The sequence below is a fragment of the Amycolatopsis sp. CA-211722 genome (genome assembly GCF_056828465.1).
Window position 1 is genome coordinate 7,949,051 of record NZ_CP184752.1, and the last position, 16,358, is coordinate 7,965,408.

At 70.3% G+C, this 16,358-nt stretch carries 15 protein-coding genes; 9 read left to right on the forward strand and 6 right to left on the reverse strand.

Going from position 1 to position 16,358, the window contains the following annotated elements; translation table 11 throughout:
• Nucleotide 1: 1 nt before the first annotated feature.
• Nucleotides 2-3,085 carry an ATP-binding protein gene (locus ACOCEP_RS36370; RefSeq protein WP_482334161.1) on the reverse strand — a complete coding sequence of 1,028 codons (3,084 nt, stop codon included), beginning with the start codon at nt 3,083-3,085 and terminating at the stop codon, nt 2-4.
• 118 nt (nt 3,086-3,203) lie between these two features.
• Between ACOCEP_RS36370 and ACOCEP_RS36375 the strand changes: the two genes are divergently transcribed.
• From ACOCEP_RS36375 to ACOCEP_RS36390, 4 genes are all read left to right on the forward strand, one after another.
• Nucleotides 3,204-4,073: an alpha/beta fold hydrolase gene (locus ACOCEP_RS36375; protein ID WP_482334163.1), complete on the forward strand. Its 870-nt coding sequence runs from the start codon at nt 3,204-3,206 to the stop codon at nt 4,071-4,073.
• Nucleotides 4,074-4,121: 48 nt separating this feature from the next.
• Complete coding sequence (locus tag ACOCEP_RS36380) at nt 4,122-4,742, forward strand: hypothetical protein (RefSeq protein WP_482334164.1); 621 nt, start codon at nt 4,122-4,124, stop codon at nt 4,740-4,742.
• Nucleotides 4,743-4,840: 98 nt separating this feature from the next.
• Nucleotides 4,841-5,344 carry a hypothetical protein gene (locus ACOCEP_RS36385; protein ID WP_482334165.1) on the forward strand — a complete coding sequence of 168 codons (504 nt, stop codon included), beginning with the start codon at nt 4,841-4,843 and terminating at the stop codon, nt 5,342-5,344.
• A 137-nt stretch (nt 5,345-5,481) separates the two neighbouring features.
• Entirely contained in the window at nt 5,482-6,171 is a 690-nt protein-coding gene (locus ACOCEP_RS36390) for a sigma-70 family RNA polymerase sigma factor (protein ID WP_482334167.1), read from the forward strand.
• 50 nt (nt 6,172-6,221) lie between these two features.
• Here ACOCEP_RS36390 and ACOCEP_RS36395 read toward each other — a convergent pair whose 3' ends face one another.
• A complete protein-coding gene (locus tag ACOCEP_RS36395) occupies nt 6,222-6,749 on the reverse strand; it encodes a hypothetical protein (protein ID WP_482334169.1) in 528 nt (175 codons plus the stop codon).
• A gap of 37 nt (nt 6,750-6,786) precedes the next feature.
• On the opposite strand from ACOCEP_RS36395, the gene ACOCEP_RS36400 reads away from it, so the two are divergent.
• Both ACOCEP_RS36400 and ACOCEP_RS36405 read left to right on the forward strand, forming a co-directional pair.
• A complete protein-coding gene (locus ACOCEP_RS36400; protein ID WP_482334170.1) occupies nt 6,787-7,248 on the forward strand; it encodes a MarR family winged helix-turn-helix transcriptional regulator in 462 nt (153 codons plus the stop codon).
• Nucleotides 7,249-7,284: 36 nt separating this feature from the next.
• Nucleotides 7,285-8,457 (forward strand): PucR family transcriptional regulator, encoded by a 1,173-nt coding sequence (locus ACOCEP_RS36405; protein WP_482334171.1) that lies wholly within the window; start codon nt 7,285-7,287, stop codon nt 8,455-8,457.
• Here ACOCEP_RS36405 and ACOCEP_RS36410 read toward each other — a convergent pair.
• A complete protein-coding gene (locus ACOCEP_RS36410; RefSeq protein ID WP_482334173.1) occupies nt 8,454-8,837 on the reverse strand; it encodes a hypothetical protein in 384 nt (127 codons plus the stop codon). The genes ACOCEP_RS36405 and ACOCEP_RS36410 overlap by 4 nt on opposite strands.
• A 223-nt stretch (nt 8,838-9,060) precedes the next feature.
• Here ACOCEP_RS36410 and pgfA point away from each other — a divergent pair, with 223 nt between their 5' ends.
• On the forward strand, nt 9,061-10,095 hold the full coding sequence (pgfA, locus tag ACOCEP_RS36415) for a cell envelope lipid trafficking protein PgfA (protein WP_482334175.1): 1,035 nt from the start codon (nt 9,061-9,063) through the stop codon (nt 10,093-10,095).
• Here the strand turns inward: pgfA and ACOCEP_RS36420 are convergent.
• A complete protein-coding gene (locus ACOCEP_RS36420) occupies nt 10,089-10,787 on the reverse strand; it encodes a class I SAM-dependent methyltransferase (RefSeq protein WP_482334177.1) in 699 nt (232 codons plus the stop codon). The genes pgfA and ACOCEP_RS36420 overlap by 7 nt on opposite strands.
• Before the next feature lie 163 nt (nt 10,788-10,950).
• On the opposite strand from ACOCEP_RS36420, the gene ACOCEP_RS36425 reads away from it, so the two are divergent.
• On the forward strand, nt 10,951-12,183 hold the full coding sequence (locus ACOCEP_RS36425; protein WP_482339883.1) for a glycosyltransferase family 4 protein: 1,233 nt from the start codon (nt 10,951-10,953) through the stop codon (nt 12,181-12,183).
• Between the two features lie 925 nt (nt 12,184-13,108).
• Here ACOCEP_RS36425 and ACOCEP_RS36430 read toward each other — a convergent pair.
• Nucleotides 13,109-13,288, reverse strand: a complete 180-nt coding sequence (locus ACOCEP_RS36430; RefSeq protein WP_016335312.1) for a hypothetical protein — start codon at nt 13,286-13,288, stop codon at nt 13,109-13,111.
• Between the two features lie 3 nt (nt 13,289-13,291).
• Entirely contained in the window at nt 13,292-14,983 is a 1,692-nt protein-coding gene (locus ACOCEP_RS36435; protein WP_482334179.1) for an MmpA family trehalose lipid delivery protein, read from the reverse strand.
• A 69-nt stretch (nt 14,984-15,052) separates the two neighbouring features.
• On the opposite strand from ACOCEP_RS36435, the gene ACOCEP_RS36440 reads away from it, so the two are divergent.
• A complete protein-coding gene (locus ACOCEP_RS36440) occupies nt 15,053-16,252 on the forward strand; it encodes a lipopolysaccharide biosynthesis protein (RefSeq protein WP_482334180.1) in 1,200 nt (399 codons plus the stop codon).
• Nucleotides 16,253-16,358 lie beyond the last annotated feature (106 nt).

Here is a 16,358-nt window from a genome sequence, read left to right on the forward strand (position 1 = left end):
GCTAACCCCAATGCGGTGAACCGGCCTTCACCGCGATGGCCCGCGCCTTCCGATGGTGCTCGGCGGCGGCGTCCGGCCGGTCGAGGGCGGTGGCCAGCTCACCGAGGTAGTACGCGACCGGGCGAAGGGTGAGCATCCCGCTCCCGGCACCGGCGATCTCTCCCGCGGCGGGCAGGAGCTCGGCGTAGAGGCGTTCCATCGCCGTCCGGTCACCGAGCTCGATCGCGACGACGGCGTGCAGACAGGTACGGGCCTCGAACAGCAGGTCCCGTGGCGAATCCGGGATCGGGAGCACCGGGCGGCACCAGCTTTCGTAAGCGCCGTAGTCGTCCTCCAGCGCCTCGGGTGGCAAACCACGCTGGAGCCGGTCGCAGTACAGGGCGAGGGCGAGGATCCCGTTGTCCACACCGGACATGGCCGTTCCCGCGAGGCCCGCCGCGGCGGCACGGTAGGCGGCTTCCCCGCCGGGGCCGGTCATCGCGGTCCGCATCGCGCGATACCACCGGGTGAACACGCCGACCAGTGGCAGGCCGTACCGCTCGCCGAGTTCGTCCGCCGCCGCGGCGTGCCGATCCGCGGCGGCGAAATCCGCGAGCGCGCTCTCCGCCTGCAGGAGCACGAGATGCCCGAGCACCTCGAACGTCACGAGCCCGTGCCGCGCGGCGAGGTCGACCAGCTCCGCCCCGATCGCGGCCCGCTCCGGAGCGAGACCGGCGCGGTCGAAGGACTGCAGGAACCGGGCGTTGAGCGCGAACGCCAGCAGAGCCGGATCGTCCAGCGTCCGCGCGATCGTTTCGGCTTCCCGGGCCGCGTCACGTGCTCGCTGTCCGCCCGCGTTCCGCAGTTCGACGGCCAGGGTGGCCAGTAGGCGGCACCGCTCGGCCCGGCGTTCGGCGGGCAACGCGGCGAGGGTGCGCTCGACGGTTTCCGCGATCCGGGAAGCGAGCTCCCGGTCGTCGCTTTCGGTCCAGCTGGCGGGGACGTCGAAAGCACCGATCACTCGCGCGGTCAGCAGCGGATCGTCCAGCTTTTCCGCCAGTTCCAACGCTTCGGCCCGATGTCGCCGTGACTGACCGAGCCCACCGGCGACGGCCGAAGCCCGGGCCTTGCCCATGATCAGCTCCAGCCGCTTCGCCGTGCCGGAGGCGCCGGAACGGTCGTAGGCGGTGAGCGCGGCGTCCCAGAGGCGCGCCGCTTCCGTTGGGGCGAAACGGCTTTCGGCGCGTTCGGCGGCGGCCTGCGCGTACCGCGCCGCACGGGCGTCGTGCTCCTCCGACAGGAGGAAATGGTGCGCCAGGGCGTCGACGTCGTCCGGGCGAAGGCTTTCCAGCGCCTCGGCGATCTCTCCGTGCTCGCGGGCGCGCCGTGAACGGGAGAGATCGTGGTAGAGCGTGTCCCGCACGAGCGCGTGCGCGAACCGGAACCGGCGCGGCGCCCGCTCGGTCAGGAATCCGCGCCGGACCGCGATCTCGGCGGCGTCGAGCGCGGTTTCCCCCACCAGGGCTTCGAGAACGTCCAGATCGACGTCCGTCCCGATCACCGCGGCCCGCCGCACCACGCCGCGGGAGTCGGCCGGCAGCGCGTCCACCCGGTGCCGGACGACGTCGCGGACCCCCGGCGGCACCGCGGCCAGGGCGGCCGCGCCGTCGGTGGCCAGCAGACGGGCGAGTTCACGGACGAAGAACGCGTTCCCGCCGGTGCGCCGATGGAGCACCGCGGCGGTCTCCTCGTCGATCTCCTGCCCGGTCGTGGCGCGGACCAGCCCGGCGACTTCGCTCTCGGGCAGACCGCCGAGATAGATCCGCGCCGGCTCGTGACGGGCGGCCGTGGCGAGAAAATCCGTCAGCCTCGCAGGCGGGTCGACGCCGCGATAGGTCGCGATGACCGACACCGGCTCGGCCAGTACCGAGGTCAGCAGCGCCAAGGTCTCTTCGCCCGCCCAATGCAGGTCGTCGAGGACGAGCAGGAGCGGCGCCGCACCGGACAGGTGGGCCGCGACGGCGCGATGCCACCGCCAGCGCGCGGCCAGTGGGTCTTCGGTCCCCCGCTCCGCCGTCGGCGCCGGGCCGTACCCGGCTTCGGTGAGTGTGGCCAGGATCCGGGTCCAGGCGTAGGCCGGTGGCGCGCTCTCGTCGTCGGGATCGCTCCCCCAGGCCGTAGTCCAGCCCCGCGCGGCGAGACGCGCGGAGAACGCTTCGGCGAGCGCGGTCTTCCCCACCCCCGCGTCGCCGGAGACGAGCACCAGCCGCGACCGCGTGATCGCTTCTTCCAGCTCGGCCAGCTCCGCGTCCCGCCCGATCAGCGGCCGCTCGGGGATCTTGGGCGCGGGCTGCTCCAGGCGGGGCGCCTGCGCCAGGATGTCGGCTTCCAGGCCCCGGAGGCCGGCGCCGGGATCGATGCCGAGTTCGTCGGCGAGGTGGTCGCGCGTCGCGCGGAGTACGGCCAGCGCGTCGCCCTGCCTCCCGGAGCGATAGAGCGCGAGCGCCAGCAACCGGGAACCGTTCTCGCGCAACGGATGTGCCCGCACCAGCGGCTCCAGCTCCGGGATCACCTCGGCGGCGCGCCCGAGCGCGAGGAGCGCCTCGGCGCGCAGTTCCGCGGCCAGTGAACGGAGTTCGGTCAACCGGGAGACTTCGCCGACGGCCCAACCCTCTTCGGCGAACTCGGCGTACGCGGGACCGCGCCAGAGCGCGAGCGCGGTGTCCACTTGCGACAGTGCAGCGTCCGGGCGCAGGGCGTCGAGCAGTTCGCGGGCCGCGGCGACGGCGGCCTCGAAGTCCCACGCGTCGACCGAATCGGCGCGCAGGGCATAGCCGCGAGCGACCGTGACGAGCAGCCGCGCGGGCTCACGGGGCGCGCGATCCGGCTCCAGCGCCCGGCGCAAAGCGCCGACGAACGTCTGCACGGCGCCGACCGCGCCCACCGGCGGGCGTTCCCACAGGTCGTCGACCAGGCGTTCCACCGGCACGACCCGGCCGCGGGCGATCAGCAGCCTGGCCAGCACCGCGCGGTGCCGAGGCCCCTTGAGGCCGACCTCGCCCCCGTCGTCCACGGCCACGAGCGGGCCGAGCACCCCGAACCGCATCGTCACCTCCTCGCCTCGACGGTGATCATCGTGCCCCGGCCGCTCGGTCGCCGCTGACCGGGTGCTGATCCGGGCCGGGGACGCTGGCGATCGTCACCGAACGACCAGGAAGGTACCCATGCGCATCACCGGATTCGACTACCAGCGCGTGCCCGTCGCGGACGGCGTGACGGTCAATGTCGCCGTCGCCGGGACGGGCAGCCCGATCGTGCTGCTGCACGGTTTCCCCGAGACCCACCTCATGTGGCGGCACGTCGCGGCGGATCTGGCGGCCGACCACACCGTCCTCTGCCCTGACCTGCGAGGATACGGCGAAAGCGACAAGCCTGCCGACACCGGCGAGACCTACTCGAAGCGGACCATGGCGGCGGACGTCGTCGCCGTCGCGAAGGCCTTCGGGCACGACCGGTTCGCCCTCGCCGGGCACGACCGGGGCGCGCTGGTGGCGCTGCGCGCCGGCCTCGACCACCCGGACAAGGTGAGCCATCTCGCGATCCTCGACGTGCTGCCGACGCTGGACATGTGGGACGTCCTGCACGGCACCTCCGCGGCGGTGGGCTTCCACCTCTACCTGATGGCCCAGCCGCCCGGACTGCCCGAGCAGCTGATCGGCGCCGCGCCCGACGCGTTCTTCGGTCACTTCCTCGACGCGTGGACCCAGCGCGGCGACGCGATCCCCGCCGACGTCCGGGCCGCGTACCTGGAGGCGTCACGGAACGCGGTGCCCTCGATCGTCGCCGACTACCGCGCGTCGGCCGGCGTCGACGTCGAACACGACCAGGCGGACCGCGCGGCGGGCAACCGGCTCACGATGCCGCTCACCGTGCTCCAGCAGGACTGGGGCGCCGCGCTGGGCTACGACGCCGTCGCGCTCTGGCGTGCCTGGGCGACGGATCTGGACCACCGGACGGTGACGGCGGGGCACTTCATGGCCGAGGAATCACCGGCGGAGGTGGTGAAGGCACTGCGGGACCTGCTCACGCGCTAGGCGGAAAGGCCGTGGCTCCGACAGGGCCACGGCCTCTATCGTCATCGCATGTCCAGGCTCTCGCCGGTGGTGGAATCCTTGCCACAGGGATATTCGTCGTTCGACCTGTGGCCGTTTCGCGGCTACGACGGCGAGTGGATCCCCCTGCACCACGAAATGCCCTCCGACGACGTCGGCGCGGTCGTGCTCTCCCTGCTCGGGCACAGCACGAGCGGCGAGCTCACCCGGCCCGACCTCGGGACCACGTTCGACGAGCTGGTGCGGCTCGAGCGCACCTTCCTCCCCGGCGGTCTGCAGCTCGAGGCCGAGGGCATCGTCGTGCGTCCGGGTTGCTGCGCCGACCTGACCGACTGGCCGGACTGGTTCGGGCTGCCGGACGGCAAGGCACCTGACCTCGGCCATGGACCGGGGTCGGTGTTCGAGTTCGACGGCGAGATCATCCGGTTCTGGCCCGACGCGGACGACGAGGACTGGGGATCCCTCGACGGACGGCGACTGGAGATCCGGTGCCAGGACCTCCCGGGCCTCCTCCAGAGCGTGCACCGAGATCTCGCCGGTTTTCTCGACGCGCTCCGGGCGTGGGTACGCAACCTCGAGCCGTCCCGCGCGGATCAGGTGGTCGCCGCCGTGAGTGGCTACTTGCACGTCGGAAAGTACCCATCGACGTGAGCCGAACGGCGCAATCCGGACCGCAACCCGCGTCAATCCGGGTTTAACGCTCGTTACGACGGGTATCGGGAGTCGGCACGACGAACGAGGGGCCCGACATGACACCCACTTCCCAGCGCGCGCACACCGTCGCCCGCGATCTCCTTTCGCTCACCAGATCAGGAGAAGCCGACCGGCTCGCCACCGCACTGGTGTCCATCGCGTCCTCCACCCGGCGCGCGCCGGCGTTCGGCGACGTCGTCGGACGGCTGGTCGACACGTTCTCCTTGGCGGCCAAGGATCGTCGCCGGTCATTGCGGATCCGAGAACCGTTCACCCTGCGCCTGCGGGATCACGCGGGTATGACGGTCCGGCCGGACCGGCTCGATCCGGGCGTGGCCGCGATCGTCCGCGCGATCGCCGCCAACGTCCGCGACGACCGGGCCACCTGCGCCGACCAGATCGGCAAGGCCTGCGAGAACGCCGATCTCGACCAGCGGATCCGGGTCCTCGCGCACTGCCTGGTCTGGACCTCGGATCTCCTCAGCACCGACACCACCGCCTATCCCCCGGTGCTGTCCTGTTTCAAGGCGCCGTCCACGAGTGTCCACAGTAGACATTGAGCGGTTCGGATGACTTCCGGCCCGTCGTGTGGACATCCCTCGCGGAGAACGGCAAGCTGGACAACCGCGCACGAAGTCCCAGTCCCCGATGACGGGCGCACCTTGGCGGCCAGTTCCCCTGAACCAGGAGTGCAGACTTGGACGAGGTAGCGCCATCGACGGTCCCCGCGGATTCCCGTGCCGCGGCCACGGCGGGACGGCTGCCCAACCCGGACAGCAGAGTGGTCCGGGCGGCCGTGGCCGGTGACCCGGACGCGATCCACGAATTGACCCGTTTCCTTTGCCCGCACGTGTTCCGCTACTGCGCGAGCAGGATCGGCGGCGGCGGATCGGGCGCTTGCGACGCACAGGACTGCGCGCAGGAGGTGTTGCAGGCGGTCCTGATCGCCTTGCCCCGCTACCGGTACCGCCCGGACCGGTTCCTCGCGTTCGTCCTCGGCATCGCCGGGCACAAGGTGGCCGATCTGCACCGGCGCCGCTCCCGCGAACCGGTCGCCTCCGTCCCGGAGATCGGCGACGGGCTGACGTTCTGGGCCCGCCGCGACCCGGACGAGATCGAACGCCTCGAACACCGTTTGCAGGCCGGTGTCCTGCTGGCGAAACTGCCGATGCCGCACCGGCAGGTGCTCGCGCTCCGGTTCGTGTTCGGGCTTTCGGCCGAGGAGACCGCCGAACGGCTCGGCCTGCCCAGCGCCGGAGCGGTCCGCGCGGCCCAGTTCCGCGCGCTCGCGCGGCTTCGGTCGCTGCTCACCGAGCGGAACGCCCGGTACGCGACCGATGTCCCGATCATCGGGCAAGCCACCGAACCGGAGCTCGTCCCGGTGTAGAAGAGTCCACTTGGGACGGTCGATTTCTTGTCCGCGCGGCTGTCCCGAGCTCAAGATCGACCACTGCTCGCGCGAGTGGCCTCGAAACGCTGCCGGACGAAGGGGGCCTCGTCCGGCAGCGTTTCCTCCGCCCGCCACGAGAAACTCCCGGCGGTCAGCTCGGAGAAGATCCACCGGCGCCGGACGCCGCCGGTGTCGGCCTCGATCTCGAAGCCGTCGTCGGTCCGCTTGCCGAGGAACGGGATCACCCAGCCGTTGCCGGGACCGAGCCAGGTCGACCGGAACGCGTCGATCCTCTCGTCGTAGAAGCGCAGGCTCATCCCCCATTCCCCGTCCACCCCGGCACCCCGGCTCGCCCTGGCGGGGCTGATCCACACGTCGGCCACCGCGCGGCCGTCGAGCGCCCAGCCGAAATGCCATTCCCCGTCGACGGTCCGGACGGTCCCGTCCTCGGCGTAGTTGTGCACCACGAGGTCCCAGCTGCCGATCAGCGGCTCGAACACGCCCAGCCGTCCGGCGAGTTCGGGACGCGGCCCCGGGGCGGTGAAGACAGCGGCGATCCGTTCCGTGACGTCCATCCGGCCAGAATGACTATTTGACAGTATGCTGTCAAATATGACCGATCTCGTCCGCGACTACCGGCTGCTGATCGCCGACGTCTACGAACTGGCGGGGCTGAGCCGCCGGATCAGCGAACGGGAGGCCGCCGGGCAGGGCACGACGGTCGCCCGCTGGCATGTGCTCAGCGCGGTGTCCGAAGAACCGCTCCCCGTCCCCGCCATCGCGCGGCGGCTCGGCCAGGTCCGCCAAGCCGTGCAACGCGTCGCGGACGACCTCACCGGGGCCGGCCAGCTTCGCGCGGAGCCGAATCCGGCACATCGGCGCTCGCCCCTGTACGCCATCACGCCCGAGGGCGCGCGGCTGCTGGAGCGGCTGTGGGACGCGAGCGGATCCCAGCGCCGCGACCTGCTCGGTGACAGCGGGGTCACCCCCGATGAGCTGCGGCAAGCCCGCGACACCCTGCGCAGGTTGTCAACCGCGCTCAGCTCGGGAAACCGCCCTTTCGTCGCATCGTGATAAAAAGCGGCCACTCTATCGGGTTAGAGTTGACGGATGGGCACCGAAGCTCTCGCTACTCCCGCACCCCGGGAGCAGCGTGTGCTCATGCAGGCGATGCTCACCCGGCTGCCCGAGTTCAGCGACCGCCTCGCCCAGCTCCTCAGCGACGAGGACGAGTTCTATCACCAGGTGGACAGCACCGCGCCGGACGAGTTGCGCAAGGTCTGCCGGGCCAATCTCGAACGGGCGCTGACCGCGCTCGTCGAGGGGCGGGGCCTTCCGCTCGACGCGGCCCGCAAGACCGGGCTGGCCCAGGCCAGGCAGGGTGTCCCGCTGCCGTCCGTGCTCCGCGCGTTCCGGATCGGCGGGATCTTCGTCTACGAGCGGCTGCTGGAACTGGCCGGCCCCGGCTTCATCAACCCGGCCCGCACGGTGGAGATCAACTCCAACGTGTGGAAGACCATCGACCTCTACTCCGACGCGCTGACCACCGCCTACAGCGAGGTCGCCGCCGAACTCTCCCAGGAGAAGCTCGCCCTGCTGGACGGCCTGCTGCACGGCCGCTTCGCCACTCAGGGTGAGCTCGAGAACGCCGCCAAGGAACTCGACCTCCCGGCGGCGGGCACGTTCGTCGCCGTGGTGACCGAGCCTGTCGATCCGGACGAACGGCCGGGCGTCGAAGCCCTGCTCCGGGCCCGGCGCTGGAAGTCCGCCTGGCGGCCCGGTGCCGAGGTCGGCCTCGTCGTGATCGATCGAGTCGAGGACGTCCGGCGGCTGCGCGACGTGCTGGGCACCCTGCCGCTGGCGGTCGGGATGAGCAGACCGTTCAACGGGTTCCTCGAAGTACCGGACGCGGTCCACCGCGCCCGGATCGCCCGCCGCTCGCTGACCACCGGCGCCGCCGGGGTCGCGGTCTTCGGCGACTCCCCGGTCACCACGCTGGTCGCGAGCGCGCCGGAGATGTCGCGCGACGTCCTGCGCTCGGTGCTGGCCGGGCTCCTGGTGCTGCCCAAGCCGGAGCGGCAGGTCCTGCTCGACACGCTGGTCGCGTGGTTCGCCGGGCGCGGCTCGGCCAAGGAGGCCGCGGACCGGCTCATCGTCCACCCGAACACGGTCCGGTACCGCCTGCGGCGCGTGCAGGAACTGACCAGACGCGATCTGTCCGACCCGGTCGACGTCGGCGAGCTCTATGTAGCGCTGGAAGCGGTCCGGCTGGCGGACACTTAGGCTCTCCGGTCCGGCGCCATGTCGGCGTCGATGATCCTCGCGAGGTCCAGCAGCGTGTGCCCGAGGCCGGGCCGCGCGGTGAGCCGCACCGCGAGCGTCCGGCCGCGCGCGGTCGTGGCGACCGGCAAGGTCACCTCGGGATTCGCCGACCTGGTCCACTGTGGACGTCTTCCGGCGGCGGACAGGACGACGTCGGGATGCGGGGACCGCCGCCCTGGGCGCCACCGTGATCTCCTGGCGTCGAGATCGCGAATCACGTTTCCGTGCAACGAAAGCAGTGCGGCGACGTCGGCGACGGCGTCGCGGAGCTCGACGTCGGTGATCGAATCCGAGTAGGCGCCGATGTCCAGCGCGCGGGGATCGTTCGGGTCCTGCGGCACAGAGTTCCTTTCCACGCACCGGAAGTCGTCCGATGGTGGTCCCGCTCACGTTGTTCCCGGGAACAAACATGTTTGGCTGCCTGCGCCGAATGGCCGCGCGCGTACCGCCTTCCGGTCGCACGGCTTGCCTGTGACCGTCGGTCACACCTTTGACGCCGATCGGGTGGCGGGCCACTATCTGGCGACTGATTACCGATGGGTAATGTGTCTCACAGGAGGACCGTTGCGTCGAGCGTTGAGCCTGATCTTCTTGGCACTAGGGGTGTTCGCCATCGCCGGCGCGGTTCTGCTGCCGACCTACGTGAAGCCCGAACTCGCCAAGGTGCCGCTGAACCAGGAGTCGACGTCGGTCCTCGAAGGCACCGCGTCCAAGGTGCTCGCGGTGAAGACCGAAGACGGCAAGACCGTCACGGAGATCCGTGACGACGCCAAGCTGAAGGCGACCGCCCGGGTGGTGGCGAACTTCGCGCCGCCGGAGATGCGGGAGGGCACGGACGTCGCCGTGTGGCTGATGGCCGTCTCGGTCGTCGACACCAGCGACCAGACCGTGGTCAGCGCGAGCAAACGCCAGGTCTGCTTCGACCGCCGCACCGCGGAAGGCTATGTCCCGCCCGGCGGCGACCAGGAGGCGAAGTGCTCGGCCAACAGCAGCTTCGTCACCAAACTCAAGGAGAAGCCCGAAAAGGAGGGCGAGAAGCCCGAAGAGGTCCAGGAGTACAAGCCGCAGCCCGGCCTGAACTTCAAGTTCCCCTTCGGCACCGAGCAGAAGGACTACCAGGTCTACGACGACAACACCGGCCGCGCCGTCCAGGCCCGGTTCAAGGGTGTCGAGGACATCAAGGGCGTCGAGGTCTACAAGTTCGTCCAGGAGATCCCCGACACGAAGATCTCGACGAAGAAGGTGCCGGGCACGCTCATCGGCGCCACCGGCGACTCCGTCGAGGCCGGCCAGTTCTACCAGGGCACCATCACGAGCTGGATCGAGCCGGTGACGGGGATCCAGGTCAAGCAGGAGCAGCAGTCGCATCAGGAACTGCGGTCGGCCGCGAATCCCACGCCCACGGTGGTCTTCGACGGGAAGCTGACCTTCACCGACGCGACCGTCGACGCGATGGTCAAGCAGGTGGACGAGAACAAGGGCAAGCTGGACTTCATCGGCGGCACCGGGCCGATCGTGCTCGGGATCGGCGGCGCCGCCTTCCTGGCGCTCGGCGTCTTCCTGCTGGTGAAGCGGCGCCCCGCCCCCTCGCGTCACTGACGCTTGCGCAGCACCATCACCAGATTCCACGACGCGATTTCCCGTACGCCGGGGACATATGCGATCCACTGGGCCCAGGAGGGGTGGTAGCGCGGGTAGACCTCCTGGAGATCGGCGTGCGGCGCGGCCTTCCCCCACCGGATGGCCGCGCCGGCCGAAAAGGCGAAAAGGCTTTCCCCGAATTTGTTCTTCGGCTCCTTGCCGTTCTTTTCGAGATAACGCCGCCGCGCGTAATGACCGCCGAGGAAATGCCAGGGAGCCGTCTCGTGACCGCCCCACGGCGAATACCACGGCGTGAACGAGGCGAAGATCGTGCCGCCGGGTTTCGTCACCCGGCACATCTCGGCCAGCATCACGCCGGGTTCGGAAACGTGTTCGAGGACGTTCGACGAATAGCAGACGTCCACCGACGCGGTGCGCACCGGCAGTTTCGTCCCGCTGCCGCGGACCATGTTCTCCCCGGCCTCTCCCCGCGCCGTCAGCTCTCCGACGTCGGGATCTATGCCGAGATACGTGGCTCCGGCGGCACGGAAAGCGTCGGAGAAATAGCCCGGCCCACCACCGACGTCGACGACGGTTCGGCCGTTCAACGGAGTGTGCTGCGCCAACTGCCGGACCGAGTCGTCGGCGAGCACCGAGTAGAAACCGTCCGGATCCGTCTGTTCGGTGAGAAAGGCCCGGAACAACGTCACCGATCTGCGCAAAGTGGCGCGATGAGGCATCGTTGCTGGAGTCACCGACCGATTACCGACCATCGAACCATCGCTTTCCGAGAATGATTCATCTACCGTGTACGCACCGGTAACCTAGCATTGTCGCTAACAGGTTGGGAGAACCACGATGGAAAGGCCACGTGTGCTGCTCGTCAACTGGCGCGACACCGGGCATCCGGAGGGCGGCGGCTCCGAGCGGTACGTCGAGCGGATGGCCGAAGGGCTCGCCAAAGCCGGATACCGGGTCGAGATCCAGTGCGCGGCGTACCCGGGCGCGAACGCGGGCGAATGGCGCGACGGTGTCCGCTATCGCCGCCGTGGCAACAAGTTCGGTGTCTACGTCCACGCGCTCCGGGCGATCCGGAAGGCGCACGCCGACCTCGTCGTCGACGTCCAGAACGGAATGCCGTTCTTCGCCAGGCTCGTCGCGGGCTGCCCGGTGCTCGTACTGGTGCATCACGTCCACAAGGAACAGTGGATCAGCGCGCTCGGCGAGACACTGGGCCGCATCGGCTGGTGGATCGAGTCGCGGCTGGCGCCGTGGCTGTTCCGGCACTGCCGTTACGTCACGGTTTCCGAGATCACCAAGGGCGAACTGGCCGGGCTCGGCATCGAAGGCTCGCGGATCACCGTGGTACCCAACGGCTTGGACACTCCCCCGCGCGGCAAGGCCGTCCGCGAAACCGAGCCGACACTGGTCGCGGTCAGCAGGCTGGTGCCGCACAAGCGGATCGAGCACGCGATCGACGTCGTCGCGGAGCTGAGCCGCCGCTGGCCGACGCTGAAACTGGAGGTCGTGGGCCAGGGCCCGTGGGAAGAGGTCCTGCGCGGGCACGCCCGCGAGCGGGGCGTCGAGGACCGCGTCCGGCTGCACGGCTGGGTGGACGAGCACGAGAAACACGAGATCCTGGAACGGTCCTGGCTGCACCTGTGCCCGTCGGTCAAGGAGGGCTGGGGAATCGTCATCATGGAGGCCGCCGCGCACGGTGTGCCGTCGGTGGCCTACCGGGCGGCCGGTGGCGTGGCGGAGTCCATTGTGGAGGGCAAGACCGGGCTGCTGGCCGACGACTTCGCCGATTTCACGGCACAGGTGGAAGGACTGCTCACCGACCGGGTACGACGGACCGAGATGGGCAAGGCCGGTGTCACCTGGGCCGGCCTGTTCGATTGGGAACACAGCGTGAACCGCTTCGAATCACTCGTGCGTGACGTGGCCGGGGTGGCCATCCCCCATCCCCGGGTGCTGACGCCGCAGGGCGTCGACGAGCCCGGCGGCCAGGTCGGCCGTGGCGGCGTCGTCGAAGTCCTTGCGGCGTGCTCGCACGGTGACGGTGCTCGTCTCACCGACGGTCGCCGCGCCGAACGCCACGCCTGAGCGGCCGCTGGCGGCGGGGTAGAACGCGATCGACGTGACCGCGTCGGCCGCCGAAACGACGCCGAGGTTGGAAACCAGGTAGGTCGAACCGAGCCTGCTCGCCAGCAGCCGGGTGCCCAGCCGGGCGATCCTGCTGCTGCGGGCGGGGAAATCGGGTTCCGGCGGCTGCGCGGCCAGCAGCGCGCCCACTTCGGCGACCGTGGGGTTCGCGCCGAGCCGCAACCGGAAGAATGCGCTGTCGTGCACGGGTTCGGACGCGGCTCCACTGCGCCAGGACGCGCCGACCGCGGCCACCACCCTGGCGGCTTCCTCGCCGTGCCGGGCGTTCCACGTCTCGGTCAGGTTCGCGGCGGCCGCGGCGAAGGCCGAGGATCCGAATCGCGAGCGAGGGAGAATCCTCGCGCTGAACACGTCTCCTGGGCGGCTTTCCGCCCGTTCCGGGGTGATTCTCGCCGGCGGCGTGAAAAGCGCTTCAGCGAGACGCTGGAAGGCCGAAGTGAGAAACGAGCGATCGGCCGTGCGGGCGCCGATTCCCTTGGCGGCGGACGAGATCGGGATGTCCAGGGCCAGCCCGAGGACGGCGAGCAGGCCGAGACCGTCGAGGGCGCCGTGATGCGCGGCGATCAGCACGACGGGCTCGTCGACGCCGACCGCGACCCGCAGCAACGGCGCGCCGCGCTCGTACGAGGTCCCGGCGAAACGGTCGCGGATCGCCGGAAGTTCCTCACCGGAAACGGCCACGACTTCGGGAGCGGCCCCGAGCCACGGCCGTTCCTCGACCGCGACCGCCAGCCGCATCCGCGCCTTTTCCGGCGTCAGCGGCGAAGACAGTCTCGCTTCCAGGAGGATGCTCCAGGAAACGGTGGGGTCGCCATAGAGCCCGACGACCCGGCCGGCACGGTCGGAAGCGAGCTCGGACACCGGCTCAGCGGTTGCCGTAAATGACGTGCTCGGGGCTCGAGTTCGGGTTGAACTGCTCCTTGATCTTCGCCTGCACCTGGGGTGCGGCGTCCGGATCCGCGGTGTTCGTCAGCGCGTAACTCCCGCCCGCGGCCGTCGCGAGCCCGATGATGACGGCGGCCGCCGCGCCGATGAGGGTGCCCAAGACCTACTCCTTCCGAGACAGGGAATTCCTGCGTCGGCTCAATGTACGCACCGGTAACTTGAGGCACAACAGTGCGGCGGCGATCGACACCAGCGCTACTCCGTTTGCCAGCACCACGGGGACGGGTGAGCGCGTCCCGGTCACCGCGGGCTCACCGGGAGTGCGGTAAAGCGTGAGCCAGTCACCGGACCACACCGGTTCCGCGCCGGTCAGCAACCGCGGGTCGACCCGTCCCGGCGTCCCGTGTTCGACCAGGATCCAGCCGATTCCCACCGTGGCCAGGTCTTCCGGCGACTTCGCGGCGCGGACACGGTCCATTCTGGAATCCTCGCCCGAGATCTCCTCGCCGCCCACGCGCAAGGTGTCGTCGACGAGCACTGTCTCGGACAGCGCCCGCGGCGCCGGGTCCAGCTGTGTCCGGTGGTCGTTCCAGGCGAAACTCCGGAACGTGGACAGCGGCAGCGCGACGACGTCGCCCGGCCGGTGGTCGTCGTCGAGTATCCGGTGGACGGTGTTCCAGTCGTCCGGGTAGCGCACCGCTTCGAGCCTTCCCCAGCCGCCCCAGGCGAGATCCGGCATGGTGAGCAAGGGAAAGAGCGCGGCGGCCACGACGAGCGCCCGCCGCGCCGCGCCGGTCCGCAGGCGTGCGGCGGCGGCTTCGACCGCCAGCGCGAACCCGAGCGCCACCGGGAGCGCCCACCAGGCCACCCATTTCTGTGCGTCCCGCAGCAGTCCCGCGCCGGGAACGTGCGCCATCGCCCAGGAGAGCACGGGTTCGCCGAACGGCAGCGTCGCCAGCGCGGCGAGCACGACACCGAAAACTCCCAGCAGCAGCAACGCTCTCGTCGCCGGCGTCCCCCACTTTCGCGCGAGGGGGCGGAGCCCGGCCAGAGCCACGGCGACCGTGACGAGGATGAGCACCGGCGCCATCGGCGCGCCCCGGCTGCCGGGAACGACGTCACCGTTCCAGATCCCGCCCAGCCCGAGCACGCTCAGGATCGCCGGCCCCCAGCTTTCCGCGCGGGCGCTGAAGGCGGCCACGCCGGCCGGATCGGACAGCGTGCCCCCGGCGTGCAGGAACGTCGGGACGAGCCACGGCAGGTTGAGCACGACGGCGAGACCGACGGTATGACCGAGTTTCCGTGGTCCGGCCAGCGCGATCGCGGTGAGCGCGGCCAGCACACCACCGGGTGGCGTGAGCACCGCCGGGGCACAGGCGAGCACCAGCCCCGCGAACGCCCTCGGTTCGTTCCGGCGCAGGGAAAGCGCGGCACGCACGATCCACGGGAGGCAGGCGTAGGTGAGCAGGAGCGGCCAGTGCCCGATGAACAACCGCTCCGCGAAATAGGCCGTCCACGCATAACCGGTGGCCGCGACGATCCGCGTACCGAGTTGCTCCGTCGGGACCAGCCGTCCTGCGCCGTATGCCGCGAGGAACAGCGAGAGCAGCAAGACGATTTTCTGGACGACGTCACCGGGAACGACCGCTGTCGCGAGCGCGATCACGGCGTCGGCGGGCACCGATCGCGGCAGGGCGGAACCGAGCCCGAGTGCGTCCGGGATCAGCGACTGACGCTGGGCGAACACCATGTCGTAGCTCAGGACGAAACCACGTCCGAGCACGGGCAGGAACACCAGCGTCGCCAGCCCGGCCGACACCGCGGCCAGTACGAGACGTTCACGCCGTGCGTCCAACTGCTCTTCCCTTTCCGCCTCGATCGCGGTTATGGTCGCGGAGATTACCCGCCGGTAATGGGAGCACCGTTGAGCGTAGACGTCGAGGTCGACGAGGCCAGGACCGACAAGCGTGTCGCGGCGATCCTCGTTTCCCTCGCGCTGGCGGCCAACAACGCCGGCGCCTACGTGCTGAGCATCGTCGCCGCCCGGCTGCTCGCGCCGAGCGCGTTCGGTGAACTGAGCTCGCTGCTGGCGGTGCTGGTGATCGGCGTCGTCCCCGCGATGGGCCTGCAGACCGTGGTCGCGTTGCGGGTGGCCCGCAAACCGCAGGACAGCGGGACCCTTCTCGCGCTCGGACTCACCACGAGCGCCATCGTCGCGGCCATCGGGCTGCTCCTGGCGCCGGTGCTGGTCTTCGTGCTGCACCTGGATTCCGTGGTGCCCGCGCTCCTGCTCGCCGTCACGCTCGGACCGCTCACGCTGCTCGGCCTCTTCCACGGGCTGTTGCAGGGCAGCGGCCGCTTCTCCCGGTTGGCCGGGCTCATGGCGCTCGAAGGCGTGGGAAAAGTCGGCGGTTCGCTGATCGGCCTGCTGATCGGCGGGGACGCCACCGGCGCGCTGGCCGGGACCGCGATCGGCTCGTACCTGGTGATCTTCTGTGGTTGGATCCTCTGTGGACGGCAGCGTCCGCGGAAGGCGGGCCGGCACGCGGGCGAAGTCCTGCACGCGGCGCAGGCGATGCTGGCGCTGGTCCTGCTGGTGAACCTCGACCTGGTGCTGGCACGCCACACCCTCCCCGCCACCGAAGCCGGCGAATACGCGCTCGGTGCGATCGTCACGAAGATCGCCTACTGGCTCCCCCAGGCCGTCGGTGTCCTGGTGCTCCCCCGTTTCGCGAACGGCGACGACCGGCGCCGCATCCTGCCAGCCGCCCTGGCCGTCTGCGCTGCCCTGGACGCCTTCGTGCTGCTGGTTTCTTTTGTTTTCGGGTCGCGCCTGCTCTCGTTCATCGGCGGCTCCGGCTACGCCGCCAGCACCATGCCGGTCTGGCCGTTCGCGCTCGCCGGCTCGATGCTCGCGCTGGTGCAGATCCTGCTGTTCTCGCGCCTCGCCGCCGGTGACCGGCGGGTGACCGTGCTGATGTGGACGACCGTCGTCGTGGAGACGGTGCTGGTGACCACGTGGCTGCACTCGTCGGCGGTTCAGGTGGTGACAGTGGCGGCTTGCTGTGCTGGGGGTTTGGCGCTGTCGGGCGCCGTTTTGGAGTGGCGGTCGCGGCGGAGGTGACTGTGTGGATTTCTGGTCATCCAACGCACCAAAATCCACACGGTCGCGTATGAAAGGTCCGGTCACGATGCCGAGGCGCCGGGTTCTGTCGGTGCTCGGCTCCATG